This is a genomic window from Nakamurella flava, assembly GCF_005298075.1.
GTDB classification, from domain to species: Bacteria; Actinomycetota; Actinomycetes; order Mycobacteriales; family Nakamurellaceae; genus Nakamurella; species Nakamurella flava.
The window spans coordinates 590,981-611,043 of sequence record NZ_SZZH01000001.1 but is presented as its reverse complement, the minus strand read 5'-3'; the positions used below and the strand labels follow the sequence as shown (position 1 = coordinate 611,043).

Annotated in this window: 16 protein-coding genes; 6 read left to right on the top strand and 10 right to left on the bottom strand. The window is 72.0% G+C overall.

Translation table 11 applies throughout. The annotated features are described in order from the left end of the window. Window positions 1-32: 32 nt before the first annotated feature. Window positions 33-2,825 (bottom strand): DNA polymerase I, encoded by a 2,793-nt coding sequence (gene polA / locus FDO65_RS02790; RefSeq protein WP_240757385.1) that lies wholly within the window; start codon window positions 2,823-2,825, stop codon window positions 33-35. Between the two features lie 78 nt (window positions 2,826-2,903). Here polA and FDO65_RS02785 point away from each other — a divergent pair, with 78 nt between their 5' ends. From FDO65_RS02785 to FDO65_RS02775, 3 genes are all read left to right on the top strand, one after another. Beyond that, complete coding sequence (locus FDO65_RS02785) at window positions 2,904-3,413, top strand: PaaI family thioesterase (RefSeq protein WP_137447944.1); 510 nt, start codon at window positions 2,904-2,906, stop codon at window positions 3,411-3,413. 171 nt (window positions 3,414-3,584) lie between these two features. Further along, window positions 3,585-5,417, top strand: coding sequence for a hypothetical protein (locus FDO65_RS02780; RefSeq protein WP_137447943.1), 1,833 nt, complete (start codon window positions 3,585-3,587; stop codon window positions 5,415-5,417). A 49-nt stretch (window positions 5,418-5,466) separates the two neighbouring features. Then, window positions 5,467-6,387, top strand: coding sequence for a pseudouridine synthase (locus FDO65_RS02775; protein ID WP_137447942.1), 921 nt, complete (start codon window positions 5,467-5,469; stop codon window positions 6,385-6,387). A gap of 99 nt (window positions 6,388-6,486) precedes the next feature. Here the strand turns inward: FDO65_RS02775 and FDO65_RS02770 are convergent, their stop codons facing one another. Next, window positions 6,487-7,662 carry a Gfo/Idh/MocA family protein gene (locus FDO65_RS02770; protein WP_137447941.1) on the bottom strand — a complete coding sequence of 392 codons (1,176 nt, stop codon included), beginning with the start codon at window positions 7,660-7,662 and terminating at the stop codon, window positions 6,487-6,489. Next, window positions 7,659-8,501 (bottom strand): class I fructose-bisphosphate aldolase, encoded by an 843-nt coding sequence (locus FDO65_RS02765; RefSeq protein WP_137447940.1) that lies wholly within the window; start codon window positions 8,499-8,501, stop codon window positions 7,659-7,661. The genes FDO65_RS02770 and FDO65_RS02765 overlap by 4 nt, the downstream gene beginning before the upstream one ends. A 175-nt stretch (window positions 8,502-8,676) precedes the next feature. On the opposite strand from FDO65_RS02765, the gene FDO65_RS02760 reads away from it, so the two are divergent. Continuing rightward, window positions 8,677-10,704: a PfkB family carbohydrate kinase gene (locus FDO65_RS02760; RefSeq protein ID WP_166442010.1), complete on the top strand. Its 2,028-nt coding sequence runs from the start codon at window positions 8,677-8,679 to the stop codon at window positions 10,702-10,704. Between the two features lie 16 nt (window positions 10,705-10,720). Beyond that, on the top strand, window positions 10,721-11,731 hold the full coding sequence (locus tag FDO65_RS02755; RefSeq protein ID WP_137447938.1) for a LacI family DNA-binding transcriptional regulator: 1,011 nt from the start codon (window positions 10,721-10,723) through the stop codon (window positions 11,729-11,731). 4 nt (window positions 11,732-11,735) lie between these two features. Here FDO65_RS02755 and FDO65_RS02750 read toward each other — a convergent pair whose 3' ends face one another. Beyond that, the gene (locus tag FDO65_RS02750) at window positions 11,736-12,449 is read right to left on the bottom strand and encodes a TetR/AcrR family transcriptional regulator (protein WP_137447937.1); all 714 of its coding nucleotides are present in this window, start codon (window positions 12,447-12,449) and stop codon (window positions 11,736-11,738) included. Between the two features lie 66 nt (window positions 12,450-12,515). On the opposite strand from FDO65_RS02750, the gene FDO65_RS02745 reads away from it, so the two are divergent. Then, window positions 12,516-12,911: a VOC family protein gene (locus tag FDO65_RS02745; RefSeq protein WP_137447936.1), complete on the top strand. Its 396-nt coding sequence runs from the start codon at window positions 12,516-12,518 to the stop codon at window positions 12,909-12,911. An 81-nt stretch (window positions 12,912-12,992) separates the two neighbouring features. On the opposite strand, the gene FDO65_RS02740 is transcribed toward FDO65_RS02745, so the two are convergent. The 6 genes from FDO65_RS02740 to gcl form a co-directional block, all read right to left on the bottom strand. Next, entirely contained in the window at window positions 12,993-13,805 is an 813-nt protein-coding gene (locus tag FDO65_RS02740) for an IclR family transcriptional regulator (RefSeq protein ID WP_137447935.1), read from the bottom strand. A 52-nt stretch (window positions 13,806-13,857) separates the two neighbouring features. Then, on the bottom strand, window positions 13,858-14,703 hold the full coding sequence (locus FDO65_RS02735; protein ID WP_137447934.1) for a bifunctional allantoicase/(S)-ureidoglycine aminohydrolase: 846 nt from the start codon (window positions 14,701-14,703) through the stop codon (window positions 13,858-13,860). Between the two features lie 104 nt (window positions 14,704-14,807). After that, window positions 14,808-15,662: a sulfite exporter TauE/SafE family protein gene (locus tag FDO65_RS02730; protein ID WP_137447933.1), complete on the bottom strand. Its 855-nt coding sequence runs from the start codon at window positions 15,660-15,662 to the stop codon at window positions 14,808-14,810. Then, window positions 15,659-17,077, bottom strand: coding sequence for an allantoinase AllB (allB, locus tag FDO65_RS02725; RefSeq protein WP_137447932.1), 1,419 nt, complete (start codon window positions 17,075-17,077; stop codon window positions 15,659-15,661). The genes FDO65_RS02730 and allB overlap by 4 nt, the downstream gene beginning before the upstream one ends. A 26-nt stretch (window positions 17,078-17,103) precedes the next feature. Further along, on the bottom strand, window positions 17,104-18,261 hold the full coding sequence (locus tag FDO65_RS02720; RefSeq protein ID WP_137447931.1) for a glycerate kinase: 1,158 nt from the start codon (window positions 18,259-18,261) through the stop codon (window positions 17,104-17,106). A gap of 5 nt (window positions 18,262-18,266) precedes the next feature. Then, window positions 18,267-20,063 (bottom strand): glyoxylate carboligase, encoded by a 1,797-nt coding sequence (gene gcl, locus FDO65_RS02715; RefSeq protein ID WP_137447930.1) that lies wholly within the window; start codon window positions 20,061-20,063, stop codon window positions 18,267-18,269.

Sequence of the window (20,063 nt, the reverse complement as noted above, 5' to 3'; positions counted from 1 at the left end):
CGATCTCCTGCCGTGGCTGCGGGCGGTGACCGTCAGTGCGCGGCGGCGTCCCAGTTCGGACCGGCCCCGACGGAGACCTCCAGCGGCACCGCCAGCGGGTACGCCGCGGACATCTCCTCCTCCAGCACCCGCCGGATGGTGTCCTGTTCGCCGTCGACGACCTCGCAGACGAGCTCGTCGTGCACCTGCAGCAGCATCTTCGAGCGCAGTCCCTCGGCCTCCAGGCGCGCCTGCACCCGGAGCATGGCCACCTTGATGATGTCGGCGGCGCTGCCCTGGATCGGGGCGTTGAGGGCGATCCGCTCGGCCATCTCCCGCTTCTGTCGGTTGTCGCTGGTCAGGTCGGGGACGTATCGCCGCCGACCGAAGACCGTCTCGGTGTAGCCGTCCATCCGAGCCCGGTCGACGACATGGCGCAGGTAGTCGCGGACGCCCCCGAACCGCGAGAAGTACTGCTCCATCTGGTCCTTGGCCTCGTCGACCGAGATCTTCAACTGACCGGACAGCCCGAACGCCGACAGCCCGTACGCCAGTCCGTAGGACATGGCCTTGATGCGGCGTCGCATCTCGGGGTGCACCTCGTCGGTGCCGATTCCGAAGGCCCGGGCGGCGACGAAGGTGTGCAGGTCCTCCCCGGAACGGAAGGCCTCGATGAGCCCCTCGTCCTCGGAGAGGGTGGCCATGATCCGCATCTCGATCTGCGAGTAGTCGGCCGTCATCAGCTGGGCGGCCTGCGGCCCGGGCACGAACGCGCGCCGGATGAGGCGGCCCTCGTCCGTCCGGATGGGGATGTTCTGCAGGTTCGGTTCGGTGCTGGACAGCCGTCCGGTGGCCGCGACGGTCTGCTGGTAGGTGGTGTGGATGCGGCCGTCGTCGCCGGCGGACTTGAGCAGCCCCTCGACCGTGGTCTTGAGGCGGGTCACGTCGCGGTGTCGGAGCAGGTGCGTCAGGAACGGGTGCCCGGTCTGCTCGTGCAGGCTGGTCAGCGCGTCGGCATCGGTGGTGTAACCGGTCTTTGTGCGCTTGGTCTTGGGCATGCCCAGCTCGTCGAACAGCACCACCTGCAGCTGCTTGGGCGACCCGAGGTTGACCTCTTTGCCGATCTCGGCGTAGGCGGCCTTGGCCGCGGCCGCGGCCTCCCCGGCGAACGTCGACTGGAGGCCCTCCAGGTAGTCGATGTCGACGGCCACGCCGTCGCGCTCCATCCGGCCGAGCACCGTCATCACCGGCAGTTCCATGTCGGCCAGCAGCGCCTTCTGGCCGAGGGATTCCAGGTGCTGCTCGAGGGCCTCGCCGAGGTCGATGACGGCGCGCGCCTTGATCATGTCGCGGGCGTCCGTCGCCGCGTGCTCGGACTGCTCGCCGCCCTCGGCCTCCAGCTCGCCGAGCAGGCTGAGCTGCCCGTCCGGAGTGGACTGCTCCGGATCCAACGTGCGGTGCAGGTAGCGCTGCACCAGATCGCCCAGGTCGAAGGTCCGCTGCCCGGGCAGGGCGAGATACGCGGCCAGGGCGGTGTCACTGGCGATGCCGTCGACCGGCCAGCCCCGCGCGGTGAGGGCGTTGACCGACTGCTTGAGGTCGTGGCCGACCTTGGTCGGGGTCGGGTCGGCCAGCCAGGCGGCGATCGCGGCGTCGTCGTCCTCGCTGGCGGCCACCACGTCGACGACCGCCGCCGTCCCGTCGGCCGCGGCCAGCGCGAGGCTGTGCACGTCGCCGCCCCCCGGCGCCCAGGTGCCGCGGACGACCAGGCCGACCCGGCCGGTCGCGTGGGCCTGCAACCAGGCCCGCACGGTGCCCGGGGCCAGCCGGGCGCCGTCGACCTCGAAGCCCTCGGTGCTGGTCTCGTCGGCCTGCACGAAGGTCTCCAGCAGGCGCTCGCGCAGGACCCGGAACTCGAGGTCGTCGAAGATGCGGTGGACGGCCTCCCGGTCGTACGGCAGGGCCTGGAAATCGGTGGCGGGGTCGGCGTCCACCGGCACCTCGCGGACCAGCTCGGTCAGCCGCCGGTTGGTCAGCACGTGCGGCAGCGCTTCGCGCAGGGCGTCGCCCACCTTGCCCCGGACCTCCTCCACCCGGTCGACCAGGGCGGTCAGGCTGCCGAATTCGCGGATCCACTTGGCCGCCGTCTTCTCGCCGACCCCGGGGATGCCGGGCAGGTTGTCGGACGGGTCGCCGCGGAGGGCGGCGTAGTCGGGGTACTGCAGCGGGGTCAGCCCGTACTTGGCGTCGACCTCCTCCGGGGTGAACCGGGTGAGGTCGGACACCCCGCGGCGCGGGTACAGCACGGTGACGTCGTCGGTGACGAGCTGCAGCGCGTCCCGGTCACCGGTGCAGATCAGCACCCGCAGGTCCTGGGCGACGGCCCGGGTGGTCAGGGTGGCGATGACGTCGTCGGCCTCGTAGTTCTCGGCGGTCAGCTGCGGGATCCGCAGCGCGGCGAGCACTTCCTTGATCAGCTCGATCTGCCCGCGGAACCCTTCCGGCGACGCCGTCCGGTTGGCCTTGTACTCGACGTACTCCTCCCGCCGCCAGGTCTGCCGGGACAGGTCGAAGGCGACGGCGACGTGGGTGGGCCGTTCGTCGCGGAGCAGGTTGATGAGCATGGAGGTGAAGCCGTAGACGGCGTTCGTCGACTGGCCGGTCTTGGTCGCGAAGTTCTCGACCGGCAGGGCGAAGAAGGCCCGATAGGCCACCGAGTGGCCGTCCACCAGCAGCAGGGTCGGCCGTTCGGGAGTGGCGGCCGAAGGCGTCGTGGCGGTCTTCGCGGTACTGCGGCCCTTCGCCGGAGTGCGGCGGGTGCCCTTGCTGGCGGTCAGTGCGGTCACGCGCCGAGTCTAGGGTTCACGTCCGACAACCGGTTCTGCCGTGGAGGAGTCCGGGGCCGCTGTGAAGGAGTCGTTGCGATGAACCAGCCGTCCGACCGAGAAGTGTCCGGTCCCGAACCGGACGGGGCCGTCACCCGGCTCGCGAAGGAGCGCTCGGCGGCCTTCGCACGCCTCATCGCCCGCGACGACTGGTCGGACCAGGAGACGATCCTGGCCGAGATCAACCCCCTGCACGGCGAGCTGGCCGAGCGGATGGGTCTGGTCATCACCCGGTACGCCCCGGACGCGGTCGTGGCCACGATGCCGGTGGACGGCAACCGGCAACCCTTCGGACTGTTGCACGGCGGCGCGAACGGGGTCCTGGCCGAGAGCGTCGGCTCGATGCACGCCGCCCTGCTCGGTCGGGGTCGCAGCGGAGTGGGCATCGAGCTCAGCTGCAGCCACCTGCGCCCCGCGACCAGCGGCCTGGTCACCGCCACGTCGACGCCCATCTCCGTCGGCCGCACGCTGGCGACCTTCACCATCGCCATCACCGACGACCGCGGGCGGGACACCTGCGTGGCCCGACTCACCTGCCTGTACCGCTGACCAGCGACATATCGGTACGCAGCGTGGGGCAAATGCATCACGCCGCCGCCCGCACGCACTACGAGAAATGATGAACCAGGTCCTGACCATCCCCGCGGGGTCACGCATAGTGTCTGTCCGGTAGCACGCCGGCATTCATGGACCGGTGTCGACGACACCCGGGGAGGCAGGATGGGCACCGGTTTCCGGTGGGCCGGACGACTCTCCGTCGTCCTCGGCCTGGGCACCGTCTGCCTGCTCGGTGGCATCGCGCTGCTGCAGGGTGCCTCGACGGCGCCCGCGTCCCCCTCCGGCGATGCCCCCGTCCGGCCCGCCGGTGCGGTCGCGGAAGCCGCGTCGGGGACGGCGAGCGGCCGGGCCTGGACCTGGCTGCAGTCCCTGACCCATGCCCCGAGCGCGGTCACCACCCCTTCGACGATCACGCCCGCGCGGGACTACCCGGTCGACTGGACCGGCCCGGTCGCCGGATCCTTCACGCTCACCGGCGTCACTCCCCCGGCCACCTCGTCGGCCGCCGTCGAGCTGGACGCCGCGTCGACCTCCGCCGCCCGGACCGACTCCTTCCGCGGTGCCGTCACCGGCCGGGTGACGCTGACGCCGTCGGCGAACCGGTGGATCCTGCAGGCCTACCGGGTGACGAACGGGGAGGCGCGGCAGTACCCGGCCCAGGCTCTTGCCGCCGCTGACGGCACCTTCCGCCTCGACCTGTCCGGTGGCGGTGATCCGGGTTCCGGTCGCTGGGAGATCGGCGTGCTGGACGCCACCGCCGCCTACGCCCCGACCGGTCAGCGCTGGCCGGCCGCGGCTGCGTACACCGGTTGGGAGGTCCGCAGTTTCGCGGTCACCGACCGGCCCTACCTGCTCGGTGCGGCCCCGGCCCGCGCTGACGGGACCTTCGAGTTCGCCGCCTCGGCCCCAGGCCGCAAGATGTTCCAGCTCGTCGCCGTGGGTGACGGCCGGGAATCGGTGCTGGCCGAGTACCGGCCCAGCACCGGTCTGATCCGCACACCGGACGGCCATCCGGAGCAGGCGACCGCCCACGCGTACGACCAGGCGTTGGCCGTGCAGACGGCGCTGGTGATGGGCGACGGCGCGGCGACCGACCTGCTCACCGGCGGGCTCCTCCGAATGCAGACCGGGAGCGGCGCCCAGCGCGGCGGTTTCGTCGCGACGGCCCCCCAGGCCACCCCGGAGGCGGCGGCGCCGATCTACCGCACCGGAGGGCACGCCGTCGCGACCTACGCCCTGCTGTCGGCCATCCGGTCGCTGCCGGCCACGGATCCGCGACAGGGTCCGTGGCGGTCCGCGGCCGCGGCGGCGATCGACTGGCTGATGGCCCAGCGACTGGCCCAGGGCCCGAACGCCGGCCTGTTCACCGGCGGGTGGGGCACCGACGCAGCCCCGGCGGCCCGCATCGCCTGGGTGTCGACCGAGCACAACCTGGACACCTGGCAGGCCCTGGACCTCGCGTCGTCGGTGCTGTCCTGCGCGTCCTGCCGCGGCGCGGCCGACGCCCTGCAGGCGACCATCCTGCAGCGGTTGTGGCAGCCGGCCGGCGGCTTCGTGCAGGGCGCCGGCCCGGACGGCCTGGACACCGTCCGGCCGCTCGACGTCCAGACCTGGGGCGCCATCTGGCTCACCCGGATCGGCCGCGGCGATCTGGCCGCCGTGGCGCTGGCCGACGTACCGGCCTACCGGGTGACCGATCAGGAGATCGCCGGACTGCTCGCGTTCAAGCCGCAACCGGCCATCCCGACTCCCGCGTCGACCGTCTGGTTCGAGGGGACCTTCGGGTATGCCATGGCCCAGGTCCGCGTGGGCGACACCGCCGGTCAGCAGGCCACCCTGGCTGCGCTGGCCGCCGGGCAGCGGGCCGACGGATCGTTCCCGGTCGCCACCACGGCCGACCCGGCGCGGGAACTGACGACCCAGGCGTCCGTCGCCGCGACCGCATGGTTCCTGCTCGCCCAGGCGGGCGAGGACCCCCGCGGGCTGTGGTTCTGAGCACCGGCGCCTGACCATGGGCCCCCTGACCGAGCCGTAGGGTCGCCGGGTGCCCCGTTCTCCCCTGCCGGTCCGTGACGGTCTGAACCCGAGCCGGATCCGGCTGCCGATCGACGGGAGCTGGGCCACCACGGCCGAGTACCTGCGCGACCGCTTCCCCGACGATCACCGGCGGCTGGGCGAGAAACTCGCCGGCGGAGAGGTTCTCGCGGGCGATGGCACCGTGATCACCGAACGGACGCCGTATCTGGCCGACGCCTTCGTCTTCCTGTACCGCGACCCGGCCCCGGAGGTGCGGGTGCCGTTCGAGATCGACATCCTGCACCGCGACGAGAGTCTGCTGGTCGTCGACAAACCGCATTTTCTGTCCACCATGCCGCGCGGGATGCACGTCACCGAGTCGGCGCTGGTGAGGCTGCGCCGCGACCTCGACCTGCCGGACCTGTCGCCGATTCACCGCTTGGACCGGTTGACCGCCGGGGTGCTGGTGTTCTCGTTGCGACCGTCGGAACGGGGCGCCTACCAGCAACTGTTCGCCCATCGTCAGGTCACCAAGTTCTACGAGGCCGTCGCCCCGTACCGGGCGGAGCTGCCGCTGCCGACGACGGTCCGTAGCCGGATCGTCAAGCACCGGGGCACGCCACGCGCCGAGGAGGTCCCGGGCGAGCCGAACGCCGAGACGACCGTCGAGATACTCGACCGCAGGGGCGATCTCGCCCGCTACGGGCTGCACCCCCGCACCGGCCGCACGCATCAGCTCCGGGTGCATCTCAACGCGCTGGGCATCCCGATCGTCGGCGACAACTTCTGGCCCGAGCTGCGCGACACGGACCGCCTCGATTTCTCGGACCCGCTCCAGCTGCTGGCCCGGTCGATCTCGTTCACCGACCCGCTCACCGGGCGGCCCCGGGAGTTCTCGAGTCGGCGCACCCTGAGCGCATGGATGCTCGCCGGCGACACCGGAACCTGATCGCCGGGACGACGGCAGGGTGGAGGACGGGGCCGCGACCCCCGACAGCAATCGCGGCCCCGTCGGCTGAGGGGGACCTGGCTCGGCCCGGGTCCGGTCCTACCGGGTCAGGGGCGCGACGTCGTGCGCCCGACCATCGGCGGCCGAGGCGCTGGCGGCGGCGAAGACGGCGTGGGTGTGCGCGGCCTCCTCCGGCCGCACGGTGCCGAAGCGATCGCCGAGGGCCCCGTGCCGCTCGGCCAGGTAGGCCGCCCACATCTGCAGGATCGAGTCGGAGAACCCGGACTCGAAGATGCCGCCGGTGACCGTCGGCCACACCGACTGGCTGCCGACATCCAGCTGCTGCCAGGCCTGTTCGCGGCCCACGCCGGGGACGTCGACCTTCGCGAAGACCTCCACCCGCTTGGGGTTGCTGGTCGAGAACCGCACCCCGCCGTCCAGGCCGATGGCCTCGAACTCCCAGGTGTTCTTCTGGCCGGGGTCGATGCGCTTCATCGCCGTGGTGAGCGGGAACCGCTCGCCCTCGTGCCGGCTCCAGCAGTGCAGGGTGGCGTTGTCCCAGGTGTCGCACGGCACGTTCGTCCCGTCCGGCCCCGGACGCTCGGTGACGATGTTCTGCAGTTGTGCGTAGACCGTCTCCGGCGCCCAGCCCAGGCGCAGCGGGACGTGCCAGGCGTGCAGACCGAGGTCGTTCATCACGCCGGCCTCCCCGCAGAACCGGTTCTGCCGTTTCCAGTTCACCGGCTTGGTGACGTCGGTGTCGCTGGAGTGCAGGAAGGCGTTGCGGGCCTGGACGATCCGGCCGAGCGCGCCCGACCGCACGTAGTCGATCGCCCACTGGGCACCGGGGAAGAACGGCATCTCGCTGGACACCCGGACGAAGCTCTCGGGGTGGGCCGCGATGGCCGCCATGATCGATCGTGCGGCGGAACCGTCGATGCCGAAGGGCTTCTCGGCCAGCAGACTCTTGCCGGCGGCGATGACGTCGGTGTAGATCCGCTCGTGCAGATCGTGCCGGACGGCGACGTAGACCACGTCGATGGAGTCGTCGTCGAGCAGGTCGCGGTGGTCGGTGACCTTCGTGGTGACGGTGTCGATCTGGTCGAACCAGTCGAGCGCGGCCGGATTGATGTCGCACACCGCGGTCAGCCGCGGCCGGACGGGATGGTCGATGAGGGCGGGCCACCGCTGGATGGCCGCGGCGATCTCCCGGCCCATCAGACCGCCACCGATGATGGCGACGTTGACCGTCGGCACAGCGGGGGCGGGGCTCATACGGTCCGCTCCCGCAGCCGGGTCAGCGCGTCCTGGACGCCGACCCCGTCGTGCAGGACGGCCATCAGCGCGGCGGTGATGCCGGCCGGGTCGTCGTGCTGGATGATGTTGCGGCCGTAGACGATTCCGCTCGCCCCGGCGTCGAGCACGGCCACGGTGCGGGTCAGCAGGGTCTCGTCGTCGACGCGTCCGCCGCCGCGGACCAGCACCGGCACTCCCCCGGCGACGCGGATGACCTTGGGGTAGTCGGTGATGTCGTCGGTCGGATCGGCCTTGATGAGGTCCGCGCCCAGCTCGACCGCCTGGCGCACCAGGGTGGTGATCCTGGCGGTGTCGCCGTCGACCATGTAGCCGCCGGCCTTCGCGTTGTCCTGCATGACCAGCGGTTCGATCATCAGCGGCATGCCGTAGCGGGTGGCCTGCTCGCGCAGGGCCATCAGCGAGCGGATGTTCGCCTCCCGGATGTCCGGGCGTCCCGGCAGTTGCATCAGGTTGGCGCACACCGCGACCGCATCGAGGCGGACGGCGTTCTCGATCGCCGTCGGCACGTGGTGACTGAACAGGTGCTCGTCGAGCGGGTTGCCGTAGACATTGGCCACGTCGGTGCGCATCACCAGGGCGGGCTTGTCCTTGCCGGGGACCGACTGCAGGTGGTGGGCCTGCCCCATGGTCAGCTGCACGGCGTCCGGGTTGGCCTGGACCAGCGTGCGCACCACGGCGGGCATGTCCTCGATGCCCGTCAGGAAGGACGGCTCGCCGAAGAATCCGTGGTCGACCGCGACATCGAGAGCGCGGCCGGAACGCGGATTGAACAGGCGTCGGAGTCGGAACAGCGACATCGCTGGCTACCTCGGGGGCTCGGGTGGACAACTCGGTGCGGATGACGTCCGGGCGGAGGCAGGAGGGGAATTCCGCGGCCGGACGTTGCCACTGTAAACACGTCGGGATAACGTTGTCCAGGCCGTGCCGGGGGCCGTCCGGATCGCACGGCGAACAGGTCGAGGAGGACCCCGCGTGCTACCCATCACCGTCGCCGGTCACTTGTGCGCGGACGTCACCCCGGCCCTCACGACATCGGCCCGTCTGGAACCGGGACGGTTGTTCGAGGTCGGCCCGCTGCACTTCGGTCTGGGCGGGTGCGTGGCGAACACGGCCCGCGCACTGGCCGGCCTCGGCGCCCCGGTCGCCATCCATGCCGCCGTCGGGGACGACGAGCTCGGCGAGGTGATCGGGCGAGCGATCGACGCGACCGCCGGTCTGGCCGGTCGCCCGCAGGTGCTGCCCGGCGAGACCACCTCGTACAGCCTGGTTCTGGAGCCACCCGGGCTCGACCGGACGTTCTGGCATCACGTCGGGGCCAACGCCCGCTTCGACGGCATCACCGTCCCGGTCGGCGCCGGCCTGCTGCACGTGGGCTACCCGTCGCTGCTGCCCGCCCTGCTGGCCGACGACGCCGCGCCGCTGGTCACGCTCCTGCAGCGGGCCCGCGCCGCCGGGGCCACCACCTCCCTCGACCTGGCCGTGGTCGACGGCACCGGACCGATGGGGCGACTGGACTGGGACCGGATCCTGCGCCGGGTGCTGCCACTGGTCGACGTCGTCAGCCCCAGCGTCGACGACCTGCAATCCGCGCTCGGCGAGGCCATCGCCGGCGACGGCGACGACCGCGCGGGGGCTCTGGCCCGCTGGCTGCTGGACGCGGGGGCCGCCGTGGCCGCGGTCTCCGACGGCGACCGGGGGGTTCGGCTGCTGGCCGCCGACGAACGACGGCTGCGGGCCGCCGGGCCCGCCTTCGCCGACAGTGCGCTGCGCTGGGCCGGCGCCGACCTCGGCCGACCGCCGCTGCCGGTGGCCATCACCACCACCAACGGCGCCGGCGACGCGTCGTCGGCCGGCCTGCTGTACGCGGTGGCCGCGGGTTTCGGGCCCCAGGCGGCCGCCGATCTCGCCACGGCGACGGCGGCCTGCACGTTGTCCGGCACGGCTCCCACACGGGAAGCGGTGGCCGCCCTGGCCCCGGGTCTGGCCGACCTGCTGCGCCCGGCCGGCCCCGTGGACGCGGTGCTGGTACCGGCCAACCAGCCCGCGGCCCGCTTCTACGCCGGCGGTGACCGGATCTCCGGTTTCCGTGGCCTGCCGTCGGCGGAACCGAACACCCCCGAGGACTGGGTGGCTTCGACCGTCGATGTCCGGGGCACCGCACCGACCGGCCAGACCCGCCTGCCCGGCGGGGCCCTACTGGCCGACACCATCGCGGCTGACGCGCAGACCTGGTTGGGGCGTGAGCATCTCGAACGGTTCGGAGTGGATCCGAAGATCCTGGTCAAGCTACTGGACGCCGGGCAACGACTGCCGGTGCACGCCCACCCGCACCGCGACTTCGCCGCCCGCCATCTGGGTTCGGCGCACGGCAAGGCCGAAGCCTGGTACATCCTCAGCCCCGGCGAGGTCTGGCTCGGCCTGACCCGCGATGTCGAGCCCGCCGAACTGCTGGCGCTGGTCGACGAGCAGCGGGTCGACGAACTGCTCGTCGACATGCACCGGATCACCGTCGAGCCGGGCGACCGGGTGTACGTGCCGCCCGGCGTGCTGCACGCGATCGGCCAGGGGGTCCTGCTGACCGAGGTGCAGGAGCCGGAGGACCTGTCGATCCTGTTGGAGTGGCGGGGCTTCGACATCGACGGCGCGGCCCACGGTCACCTCGGTCTGGGGTTCCCGCTCGCGCTGCAGGCGGTGGAGCGCCGGGCCCGCTCGGCCGCGGACATCGACGGGCTGGTGGTCCGGGCCGGCAGCCCCGGCGACGGTCTGCCGACGCCGGCCGACGAGTACTTCCGCCTGGAGCGACTCACCGTCACCGGTGCGAGCGAGATCCCGGCCGGATTCGGCATCCTCATCGGGGTCGACGGTGATCTGAGCCTCGCGGCGGGAGGTGCGCCGGCCCCGCTCGCTCCGGGCTCGACGGTGCTGCTCCCGGCCTGCTGCCGCTCCCGGCGGCTGACGGGCGCCGGCACCGCCCTGCTCGTCCGCCCCCCGGCCGCGTGACCGTCAGGAGGACGCCATGGTGATCGGCCCGCGGCAGGACCGCCGTCCCACGATGAACGACGTGGCCGCGCGCGCCCAGGTCGGGCTGCGGACGGTGTCGCGGTACGTCAACGGGATGACCAACATCAACCCGGAGATGGCCGAGCGCATCCGTTCGGCGATCGAGGAACTCGGCTACCGCCGCAACCTGGCGGCGGCCAGCATCCGACCCGGGCAGACCAGCGGGGTCATCGGACTGGTCATCGGCGACCTGGCCAACCCGTACTGGGCGGCGCTGGCCCGGTCGGTGGAGTCGGTCGCCGCCGAGACGGGGCTGCTGTTGACCATCGCCAGTTCAGAGGAGGACGGCGCCCGGCACGACTGGGTCGTCGAGCGGCTGCTGCAGCAACAGGTGGACATGATCATCGACGTGGCCCCGCGGACCGTCGGCCGCTCGTGGTCGCACTGGTCACCGCCGCTGCCGCCGGTGGTGTTCGTGGACCGGCCCGGCGATCTGGCCGGGGCGGACACCGTCCTGGCCGACAACCGTGGTGGCACACGCGATGCCGTCGCCGCCCTGCTGGCCGGTGGCGCGCGTCGGATCGCCTTCGTCGGGGACGACCGCGCCCTTCACACCATGGACGAACGGTACGAGGGCTACCTGCTCGCCCACGCGCAGCACGGTGTCGTGGTCGACCCGACTCTGGTTTTCGAGACGAGTCACTCCAGCGGGCAGGCCGTCGACCTGGTCGCCCGGCTGTTGCGGGAGGGGCGGGCGGATGCACTGTTCGCCGCCAACAACCGGGCCGCCGTCGGAGCCCTCCTGGCCTTCCGGACCGTCGGAACCCGGCTACCCATCATCGGTTTCGACGACTTCGAGGCGGCTCCACTCTTCGATCCCCCGCTGTCGGTGGTCGCCCAGGACGTGGAGGCGATGGGCCGGGCCGCGGTCAGGGCCGGCCTCGACCGCCTGCAGGGGGACGACGGCCCGGCCCGGGTGCAGGTACTGCCCACGACCCTGCAGTTGCGCGGGTCCGAGCGGCCCTGACCGCTCAGTCGACGAGATCGGCCAACCCGGCCAGCAGCCGGTCGAGCCCGAACGCCCAGGCCCGGTCGGCCCCGTAGGGCGCGCCCATGCTCTCGCCCGCCGCCCGACCGACCCGTTGGGCCAGCGGATGATCGTCACCGAGATAGTGGGCGAGCCGGCCCGCCGACTCGGCCCACAGCGGCCCGAAGTCGACCGGCGGTGCCGTCCGCCGGGCGGCGGCCGCACCGACGAAGTCCAGCACCAGCGTCAGCGCCGCGTCGCGGTCGAGGTCGTCCAGTCCGGTGCCGCCGAACGCCTGCAGTTCGTGGTCGTACTTGGCGATGGTCCCGGGACCGAGCGCCGTCCGGTCGTCGTGGATCCGCAGCAGCCAGGGGTGGGCCAGCAACAGGACGAGGTTGGCGTCGGCGACCCGTCGGACCCGGGTCCGCCAGTCGGCCCGGCCGAAGGCCGGGAGGGCCATGGCGCCGTGGGCGGCGTCGGCCATCAGCACCAGCAGGTCGTCGCGGCTGTTGACGTACGTGTAGACCGACATCGTCGAGATGCCCAGGTCGCCGGCCAGCGCGCGGACGGTGACGGCATCCAGTCCGTCAGCGTCGGCCAGGCTCACTGCGCGGGCGACCACGTCGGCGGTCGATCGACGGGACTTGGGCCCCCGGCGCGCGCCGGCCGGCGCGTCCGGATGCCCGGACCAGAGCAGGTCGACCAGGGGCTGCGGCATCGTCCCATCCTTGCGCATCGGTCTTTACTCTGTACGTTGTACGTAGTTCTAGCCAAGGAGCAGCCCGTGCACATCAGTCAGACCGCCGTGTCCCTCAACGTCCCGGACGTGACCGCCTCCGCCGAGTTCGCTTGTCGACACTTCGGTTTCGTCGAGCAGATGGCCGCCGACGGTTTCGTCTCCCTCGGTCACCCCACCGCCGGGGTCAACGTGACGTTCCTGCGGACGGGACTGCCGTCGTTCCGGCCGGTCGAGATTGCCGGTTCCGCCGGGCAGGGCCTGCTGCTGGCCTTCGTCGTCGAGGGTCTGGACGCCGAGTTCGAGCGGATCCGGGCGGCCGGCGCGCGGGTCGTCACCGAACCGGAGACCGAACCGTGGGGTGAGCGCTACTGCCAGTTCGAGGACCCGAACGGTCTGGTCTGGCAGCTGGTGGAGTGGGTCCAGACGCCGCCGCAGTCCTGAGGTCGCGCGCGACTGGGCGGAACATGCCGTCTCGCCGATGGTTTTTCGACGGTCTTTACCAAGTCACGAATGGCGGGTGCGTCAGGACGAGCGGTTGAGCTCCGCGGCCAGCGCCTGCCCGGCCGCGGTGAGCAGCGGCACCGCCCGGTCGATCGTCTCCGGGGTCATCCGACCGGCCGGCCCCGAGATCGACAGCGCCAGGCGGGCCTTGACGTCGGGCACGGCGACGGCGACGCAGCGGACCCCGAGTTCCTGCTCGCCGTCGTCGTTGGCGTACCCGTGCTCGGCGGCCCAGTCGAGCTGTTCGAGGAAGGTGGCCGGGTCGGTGATGGTGTGCTCGGTGTGCTCGGGCATCCCAGTGCGCCGCAGGATGTCTCGCACCTCGTCGGGCGGCAGGTGGGCCATGATGGCCTTGCCGACCGCGGTGCAGTGCGGCAGCACCCGCCGGCCCACCTCGGTGAACATCCGCATCGAATGCCGGGACGGCACCTGGGCGATGTAGACGATCTGGTCGCCGTCCAGCGACGCCAGGTTGGCCGTCTCTCCGATCTCGTCGACCAGCCGCAGCAGGTGCGGCTGGGCGAGCGAGTTCAGCATGGTCGAGGAACTCTCGGCCAGCAGCAGCACCCGCGGGCCGAGGGTGTACTGGCGGGACGGCTCCTGCCGCAGGTAGCCCAGGTCGACCAGGGTGCGGGCCAGCCGGTGGATGGTCGGCAACGGCAGGTCGGCCGCCGCGGCCAGCGCCGACAGGCCCATGGAACCGCCGTTGGCGACCAGGATCTCGAGGATGGCGAAGGCCCGCTCGATGGACTGGACGCCGCCCGAGCGGGCCTTTGCGGCGGCCGGCGCAGCCGTCACCTCACCCAGATCGACCACACTGTCGGGCTGCGCCATGACGTCTCCTGAGGAATCCGACTTCCGTATAGCGGAAGCATACCGACCGGCGTCAGACGAACTGCCGGCTCAGCGCCGCGTGCCGGTTGACGTCCTTGTAGAGCAGGTAGCGGAACGGTCCGGGACCGCCGGCGTAGCAGGCCTGCGGGCAGAACGCGCGCAGCCACATGAAGTCGCCCTCCTGCACCTCGACCCAGTCCTGGTTGAGCAGGTAGACGGCCTTGCCCTCCAGGACATACAGACCGTGCTCCATGACGTGGGTCTCGGGGAAGGTGATCGCTCCGCCCGGCTGGAACGTCACGATGTTGACGTGCATGTCGTGCCGCACGTCGGTCGGGTCGGCGAACCGCTGGGTGCGCCAGACCCCGTCGGTGTCGGGCATCTCGATGGCCGGCACCTGCTCGTCCGAGGTGAAGAACGCCTCGGGCACGTCCAGACCCTCGACCCGCTGGTAGGCCTTGCGGATCCAGTGGAACTTGGCCGCGGTGTCCCCGGTGGCCCGCAGCTGCCAGTTCGCCCCCGGCGGCAGGAACGCGTACCCACCGGTCGGCAGCTCGTGCACCTGCCCGTCCAGGGTCACCGTGATCGAGCCGTCCACCACGAACAGCACCGACTCGGCCGCCGGATCGGTGTCCGGGCGGTCGCTGCCGCCACCGGGCTGCACCTCGACGATGTACTGCGAGAACGTCTCGGCGAAGCCGGACAGCGGCCGGGCGATCACCCACAGCCGGGTCTGCTCCCAGAACGGCAGCAGGCTGGTGACGATGTCGCGCATGGTGCCGCGCGGCAGCACCGCGTAGGCCTCGGTGAAGACGGCGCGGTTGGTCGTCAGCTCCGTCTGGCCCGGCAGGCCACCCATCGCCGAGTAGTAGCTCGCCCGTTTCGCCTGCTCGGCCATGTCCGTCCTCTCCTGGCGGGTCCTCGATGACCCGCGTCTTCGCGAACCGTGCGCCGTGTCGGCGCCCGGAAGTCTGCAGCGTCCCTCGCGGGACGCGGTTGCCACTATTTGATCAAGAACCACAACGCGGTCAGGCCGAGCACGACGATGATGCCCCGCAGCCAGCGCGGTGACAGCCGACGGCCGACGTGGGCCCCGACGAACCCACCGATGAGCGTGCCGACCGCGATGAGACCGGCGGCGGCCCAGTCGATCCGGTCGAAGGCGAAGATCGTGTAGAAGCTCGCCGACACCACGTTGACGACCAGACTCAGCAGGTTCTTCGCCGCGTTGATCTCCTGCAGCGAGTTGGTGAGCAGCACGCCCATGATCCCGATGAGGATGATCCCCTGAGCCGCGGCGAAGTAGCCGCCGTAGACGCCGGCCGCGTAGGTGGCCAGCACCAGCGCCGTCATCCGGACGGGACCGATACCCGTCCGGGCCGGGGTGGTCTCGGTGACCACTCCGCCGCCGGCCACGTCGGGTCCGCTCGCCCCACCAGCACTGGAGACGGCCGCCGGGGCGTGGCGCTCGGCCCGGCGCCGGGCCCACGCCTGGATCCGGGGCTGCGCCACCACCAGGATCAGGGCGAGGACCAGCAGGACCGGCACCACCCGTTTGAACGTCTGTTCCGGCAGGTGCAGCAGCAGCCAGGCACCGGTGATCGAGCCGATGAGCGAGCCGGGCAATTGCCAGCGCAGCCGCTGCCACTGGCCCTGCAGTTCCCGCCGGTACCCCCAGGTGCCGGACAGGCTGCCCGGGACCAGGCCGACCGCGTTGGACATGGTCGCGGTCACCGGGGGGAACCCGAACGCGACCAGGGTCGGGAAGGTGACCAGGGTCCCTGACCCGACGACGGTGTTGATCGTGCCGGCGGCGATGCCGGCCAGCACGATCAGCACCATCTCGAGAACGCTCATGGCCGGCCGGCTCCCACGAGATCGGCCCCGGCGGCGGTGGCCTCGGAACCGCTGCGCCGCAACAGGGACCCACCGGCGGGTGCGTCGGCGGCCGTATCGACCCGTCGACCGGCCAGCCAGGTGCTGCGGACCACGCCGGACAACGTGCGGCCGGCGTACGGGGTGACCGGGTTGCGGTGGTTGAGCCGCCCCGGGTCGACGACGAAGGTCTCGTCCGGCGCGAACACGGCGAGATCACCGGCAGCGCCGACGGCCAGCCGCCCCTTGGTCGGCAGACCGACGAGGTCGGCGGGGCGCCGGGCCATCCACTCGACGACCTCGGCCAGTTCGTGCCCGCGGTCGCGAGCGGCGGTCCACACCGCGGGCAGCCCGAGCTGCAGGGAGGCGATCCCGCCCCAGGCCGCGCCGAAGTCACCGCTGTCGAACCGCTTGAGTTCGGGCGTGCAGGGCGAGTGATCGGACACCACGCAGTCGATGATGCCGTCCGCCAGCGCCTGCCACAGCAGATCCTGGTTGTCCGTGCCGCGGATGGGCGGGCAGCACTTGAACTGGGTGGCCCCGTCGGCGATCTCCTCCGCCCGGAAGATCAGGTAGTGCGGGCAGGTCTCGACGGTGGCCCGCACCCCGTCCCGGCGGGCCGCGGCGATCATCGGGATGGCGTCGGCGCTGGACAGATGCAGGATGTGGACCCGGGCTCCGGTCCGCCGGGCCAGCTCGAGAACGTGCGCGATGGCCAGGTTCTCGGCCCCGCTGGGTCGCGAGCCCAGGAACCGGGCGTAGGTCGGCCCGTCGGCGGCCGGTGCGTGGTCGATGACGTCGGCGTCCTCGGCGTGCACGATCAGCAGCGCGTCGAGCTCGGCGACGATCCGCATGGCCTTCTCCAGGCCGGCCAGGTCCAACGCCGGGAACTCGTCGACCCCGGAGTGCAGCAGGAAGCACTTGAAGCCGAACACACCGGCCGCATGCAGCGCGGGCAGGTCGTCCAGATGCTCGGGGACGGCGCCGCCCCAGAAACCGACGTCCACGACGGCCTTCTCGGCCGCCACCGCCTGCTTGATCGCCAACGCCTGCGTGGTCACGGTCGGCGGGATGCTGTTCAGCGGCATGTCGACGATGGTGGTCACGCCGCCGGCCGCGGCCGCGCGGGTGGCCGAGGCGAAGCCCTCCCATTCGGTGCGGCCGGGCTCGTTGACGTGCACGTGGCTGTCGACCAGACCGGGCAGCAGCACCTCGTCGTCGGCCAGCACGATCTCGCGCCCGCCCGCGGCCAGCGTCACCGGGGCGTCGAGGTCGAAGATGGCGACCACCGCCCCGTCGCGCACGGCGACGGTGGCTGGCCGCTCGACCGGTCGGCCGGAGTCCTCGGGGCTGACAAGGGCGCGCTGGGCGCGGAACACGAGATCGGCGGTGATCATCGGCTGGTCCTCTGGGCTGGAAGGGGTCAGGGAGAACTGGCAGGGGCGGTGAGCTGCTCGGCGGCCAGCCGGCGGGCGGCCTGGCGCAGCAGCGGGGCGGCGTTGCGGACGCAGGTGGCGACATCGGGTTCGATCTCGACCAGCGTGTAGGCGGCCTGGATGCCGGCCTCCCGCAGCGTGTCGAGGTCGAGCAGGTTCGCCCCGGCCACCGCGACGACCGGCACCCCGGCGGCGACCGCGGCGGCGGCCACCCCGGCCGGGGCCTTGCCGGACAGGGTCTGGGTGTCCAGCGCGCCTTCGCCGGTGACGACGAGGTCGGCGCCGGGCAGCCGGTCGTGGAAACCGGTGAGGTCCAGGACCAGCTCGATGCCGGGCCGCAGGTGGGCGCCGAGCACGGCGAGGGCGGCGAACCCGACTCCGCCGGCGGCTCCGGCGCCCGGGGTGGCGGCGGCCGGGTGCCCGGCCGCCCCGTGGCCCTGCGCGTCGGACAGCACGCCCGACCAATGGGTCAGGGCGGCGTCCAGCCGGGCCACGTCGTCCGGGCCGGCGCCCTTCTGCGGTCCGTAGACGGCGGCCGCCCCGTTCGGTCCGAGCAACGGGTTGTCGACGTCGCAGGCCACCACGAACGCGGTGTCGGCGACCGCCGGGTGCAGCCCGGACAGGTCGATGCGATCCAGCCGCTCCAGACCCGCGCCCCCGCTAGGGATCTCGGCGCCGTCGGCGTCGAGCAGCCGGGCGCCGAGCGCGGTGACCAGGCCGGCGCCGCCGTCGGTGGAGGCGCTGCCGCCGATCCCGAGCACGACGTTCCGGACCCCGGCGTCCAGGGCGGCGCGGATGACCGCACCCACCCCGGCCGACGAGGAACCGAGCGCGTCGAGCCGGCGGCCGGGCAGCCGGTCGAGCCCGCAGGCGTCGGCCAGCTCGACCACCGCGGTGCCGTTGTCGGCAACCGCGTACCCGGAGTCGACCGGCTCCCCGGTCGGTCCGGGCACGGTGACCGGCACGGGCCGGTACCCGGCGGCGACGGCGGCGGCGAGGGTGCCGTCGCCGCCGTCGGCGACCGGGCTGCTGATCACGGTGACGGTGGGGTCGACGTCCCGCAGCCCGGCGGCCACCGCGTCCGCCACCTGGGCGGCGGTCAGCGACCCCTTGAACTTGTCCGGAGCGAGCAGGACCGTGACCATGTCCGTCAGTCCAGCAGGGCGATCGCGGTGGGGGCGTGCTCGGCGTTCAGGGCCAGCTCCTCGAACTCGACGACCCCGTCCAGCTCGACACCCATGGAGATGTTGGTGACCCGCTCCAGGATGACCTCGACCAGGACCGGCACCCGGTACTGGGCCATCAGCTTCTTGGCCTCCTCCAGCGCCGGCAGGATCGCCTCCGGGTCCTGGACGCGGATGGCCTTGCAGCCCAGCGCCTCGGCCAGCTTGACGTGGTTGACCCCGTAGTCGGCGGTGATGTCGACCGCGCTGTCGGCGCTCTCGGCGTTGACGTTCGGGAACGCCAGCTGGACGCAGTAGTCCATGTCGAATCCGCGCTGCGACTGCCGGATCAGGCCCAGGTAGGCGTTGTTCACCAGGACGTGGACGTACGGCAGGTTGAACTGCGCCCCGACGGCCAGCTCCTCCATCATGAACTGGAAGTCGTAGTCACCGGTCAGGGCGACGACGGTGGCCTCCGGGTCGGCGACGCAGACGCCCAGGGTGGCCGGGACGGTCCAGCCCAGCGGTCCGGCCTGGCCGGCGTTGATCCAGTGCCGCGGCTTGTAGACGTGCAGGAACTGGGCCGCCGCGATCTGCGACAGACCGATGGTGGAGACGTACCGGGTCTCCGGACCGAACGCCTTGTTCATCTCCTCGTAGACCCGCTGCGGCTTGATCGGAGTCTCTTCGAAGTGGGTGCGCCGGTGCATCGTGCGCTTGCGCTGCTGACACTGCGCGACCCACGCGCTGCGGTCGGCCAGCTCGCCGGCGGCCTTGCGCTCGCGGGCCACCTCCACCAGCTGGGCCAGGGCCAGGCCGGCATCGGAGACGATGCTGTAGTCGGGGGCGAAGACCCGGCCGATCTGCGTCGGCTCGATGTCGACATGGGTGAAAGTGCGCCCCGCGCGGTAGGTGTCGAGCCCACCGGTGTGCCGGTTGGCCCACCGGTTACCGATCCCCAGGACGTGGTCGGAGGCCAGCATGGTCGCGTTGCCGTACTGGTGGGAGGTCTGCAGACCAGCCATCCCGGCCATCAGCCGGTGGTCGTCCGGGATGGTGCCCCAGCCCATCAGGGTCGGGATGACCGGCACGTCCAGCAGCTCGGCCAGCTCGACCAGCAGGTCGGAGGCGTCGGCGTTGATGATGCCGCCACCGGCGACGATCAGCGGACGCTCGGACGCGGCCAGCAGATCCAGCGCCTTGGCGGCCTGCGCACGGGTGGCGGCCGGCTTGTAGACCGGCAGCGGTTCGTAAGTGTCGGGGTCGAAGTCGATGACGGTCTGCTGGACGTCGAACGGCAGGTCCAGCAGGACCGGGCCGGGACGGCCGGAGCGCATCAGGTGGAACGCCTGCTGGAACGCGCCGGGGACCTGCGCGGCCTCCAGGACGGTCATCGAGAGCTTGCACAGGGGCCGGGCGATGTCGGAGATGTTGATCGCCTGGAAGTCCTCCTTGTGCAGCTTGGCCACCGGGGCCTGGCCGGTGATGCACAGGATCGGGATCGAGTCCGCCGACGCCGAGTACAGGCCGGTGATCATGTCGGTGCCGGCGGGGCCGGAGGTGCCGACGCAGACGCCGATGTTGCCGGCCTTGGCCCGCGTGTAGCCCTCGGCCATGTGCGAGGCGCCCTCGACGTGCCGGGCCAGGATGTGCTTCAGACCGCCGTGCTGGCGGACGGCGGAATAGAACGGGTTGATGGCTGCGCCGGGCAGCCCGAACAGGGTGTCGACACCCTCCTTCTCCAGGATCGCGACGGCAGCGTCGACGGCACGCATCTTGGGCAT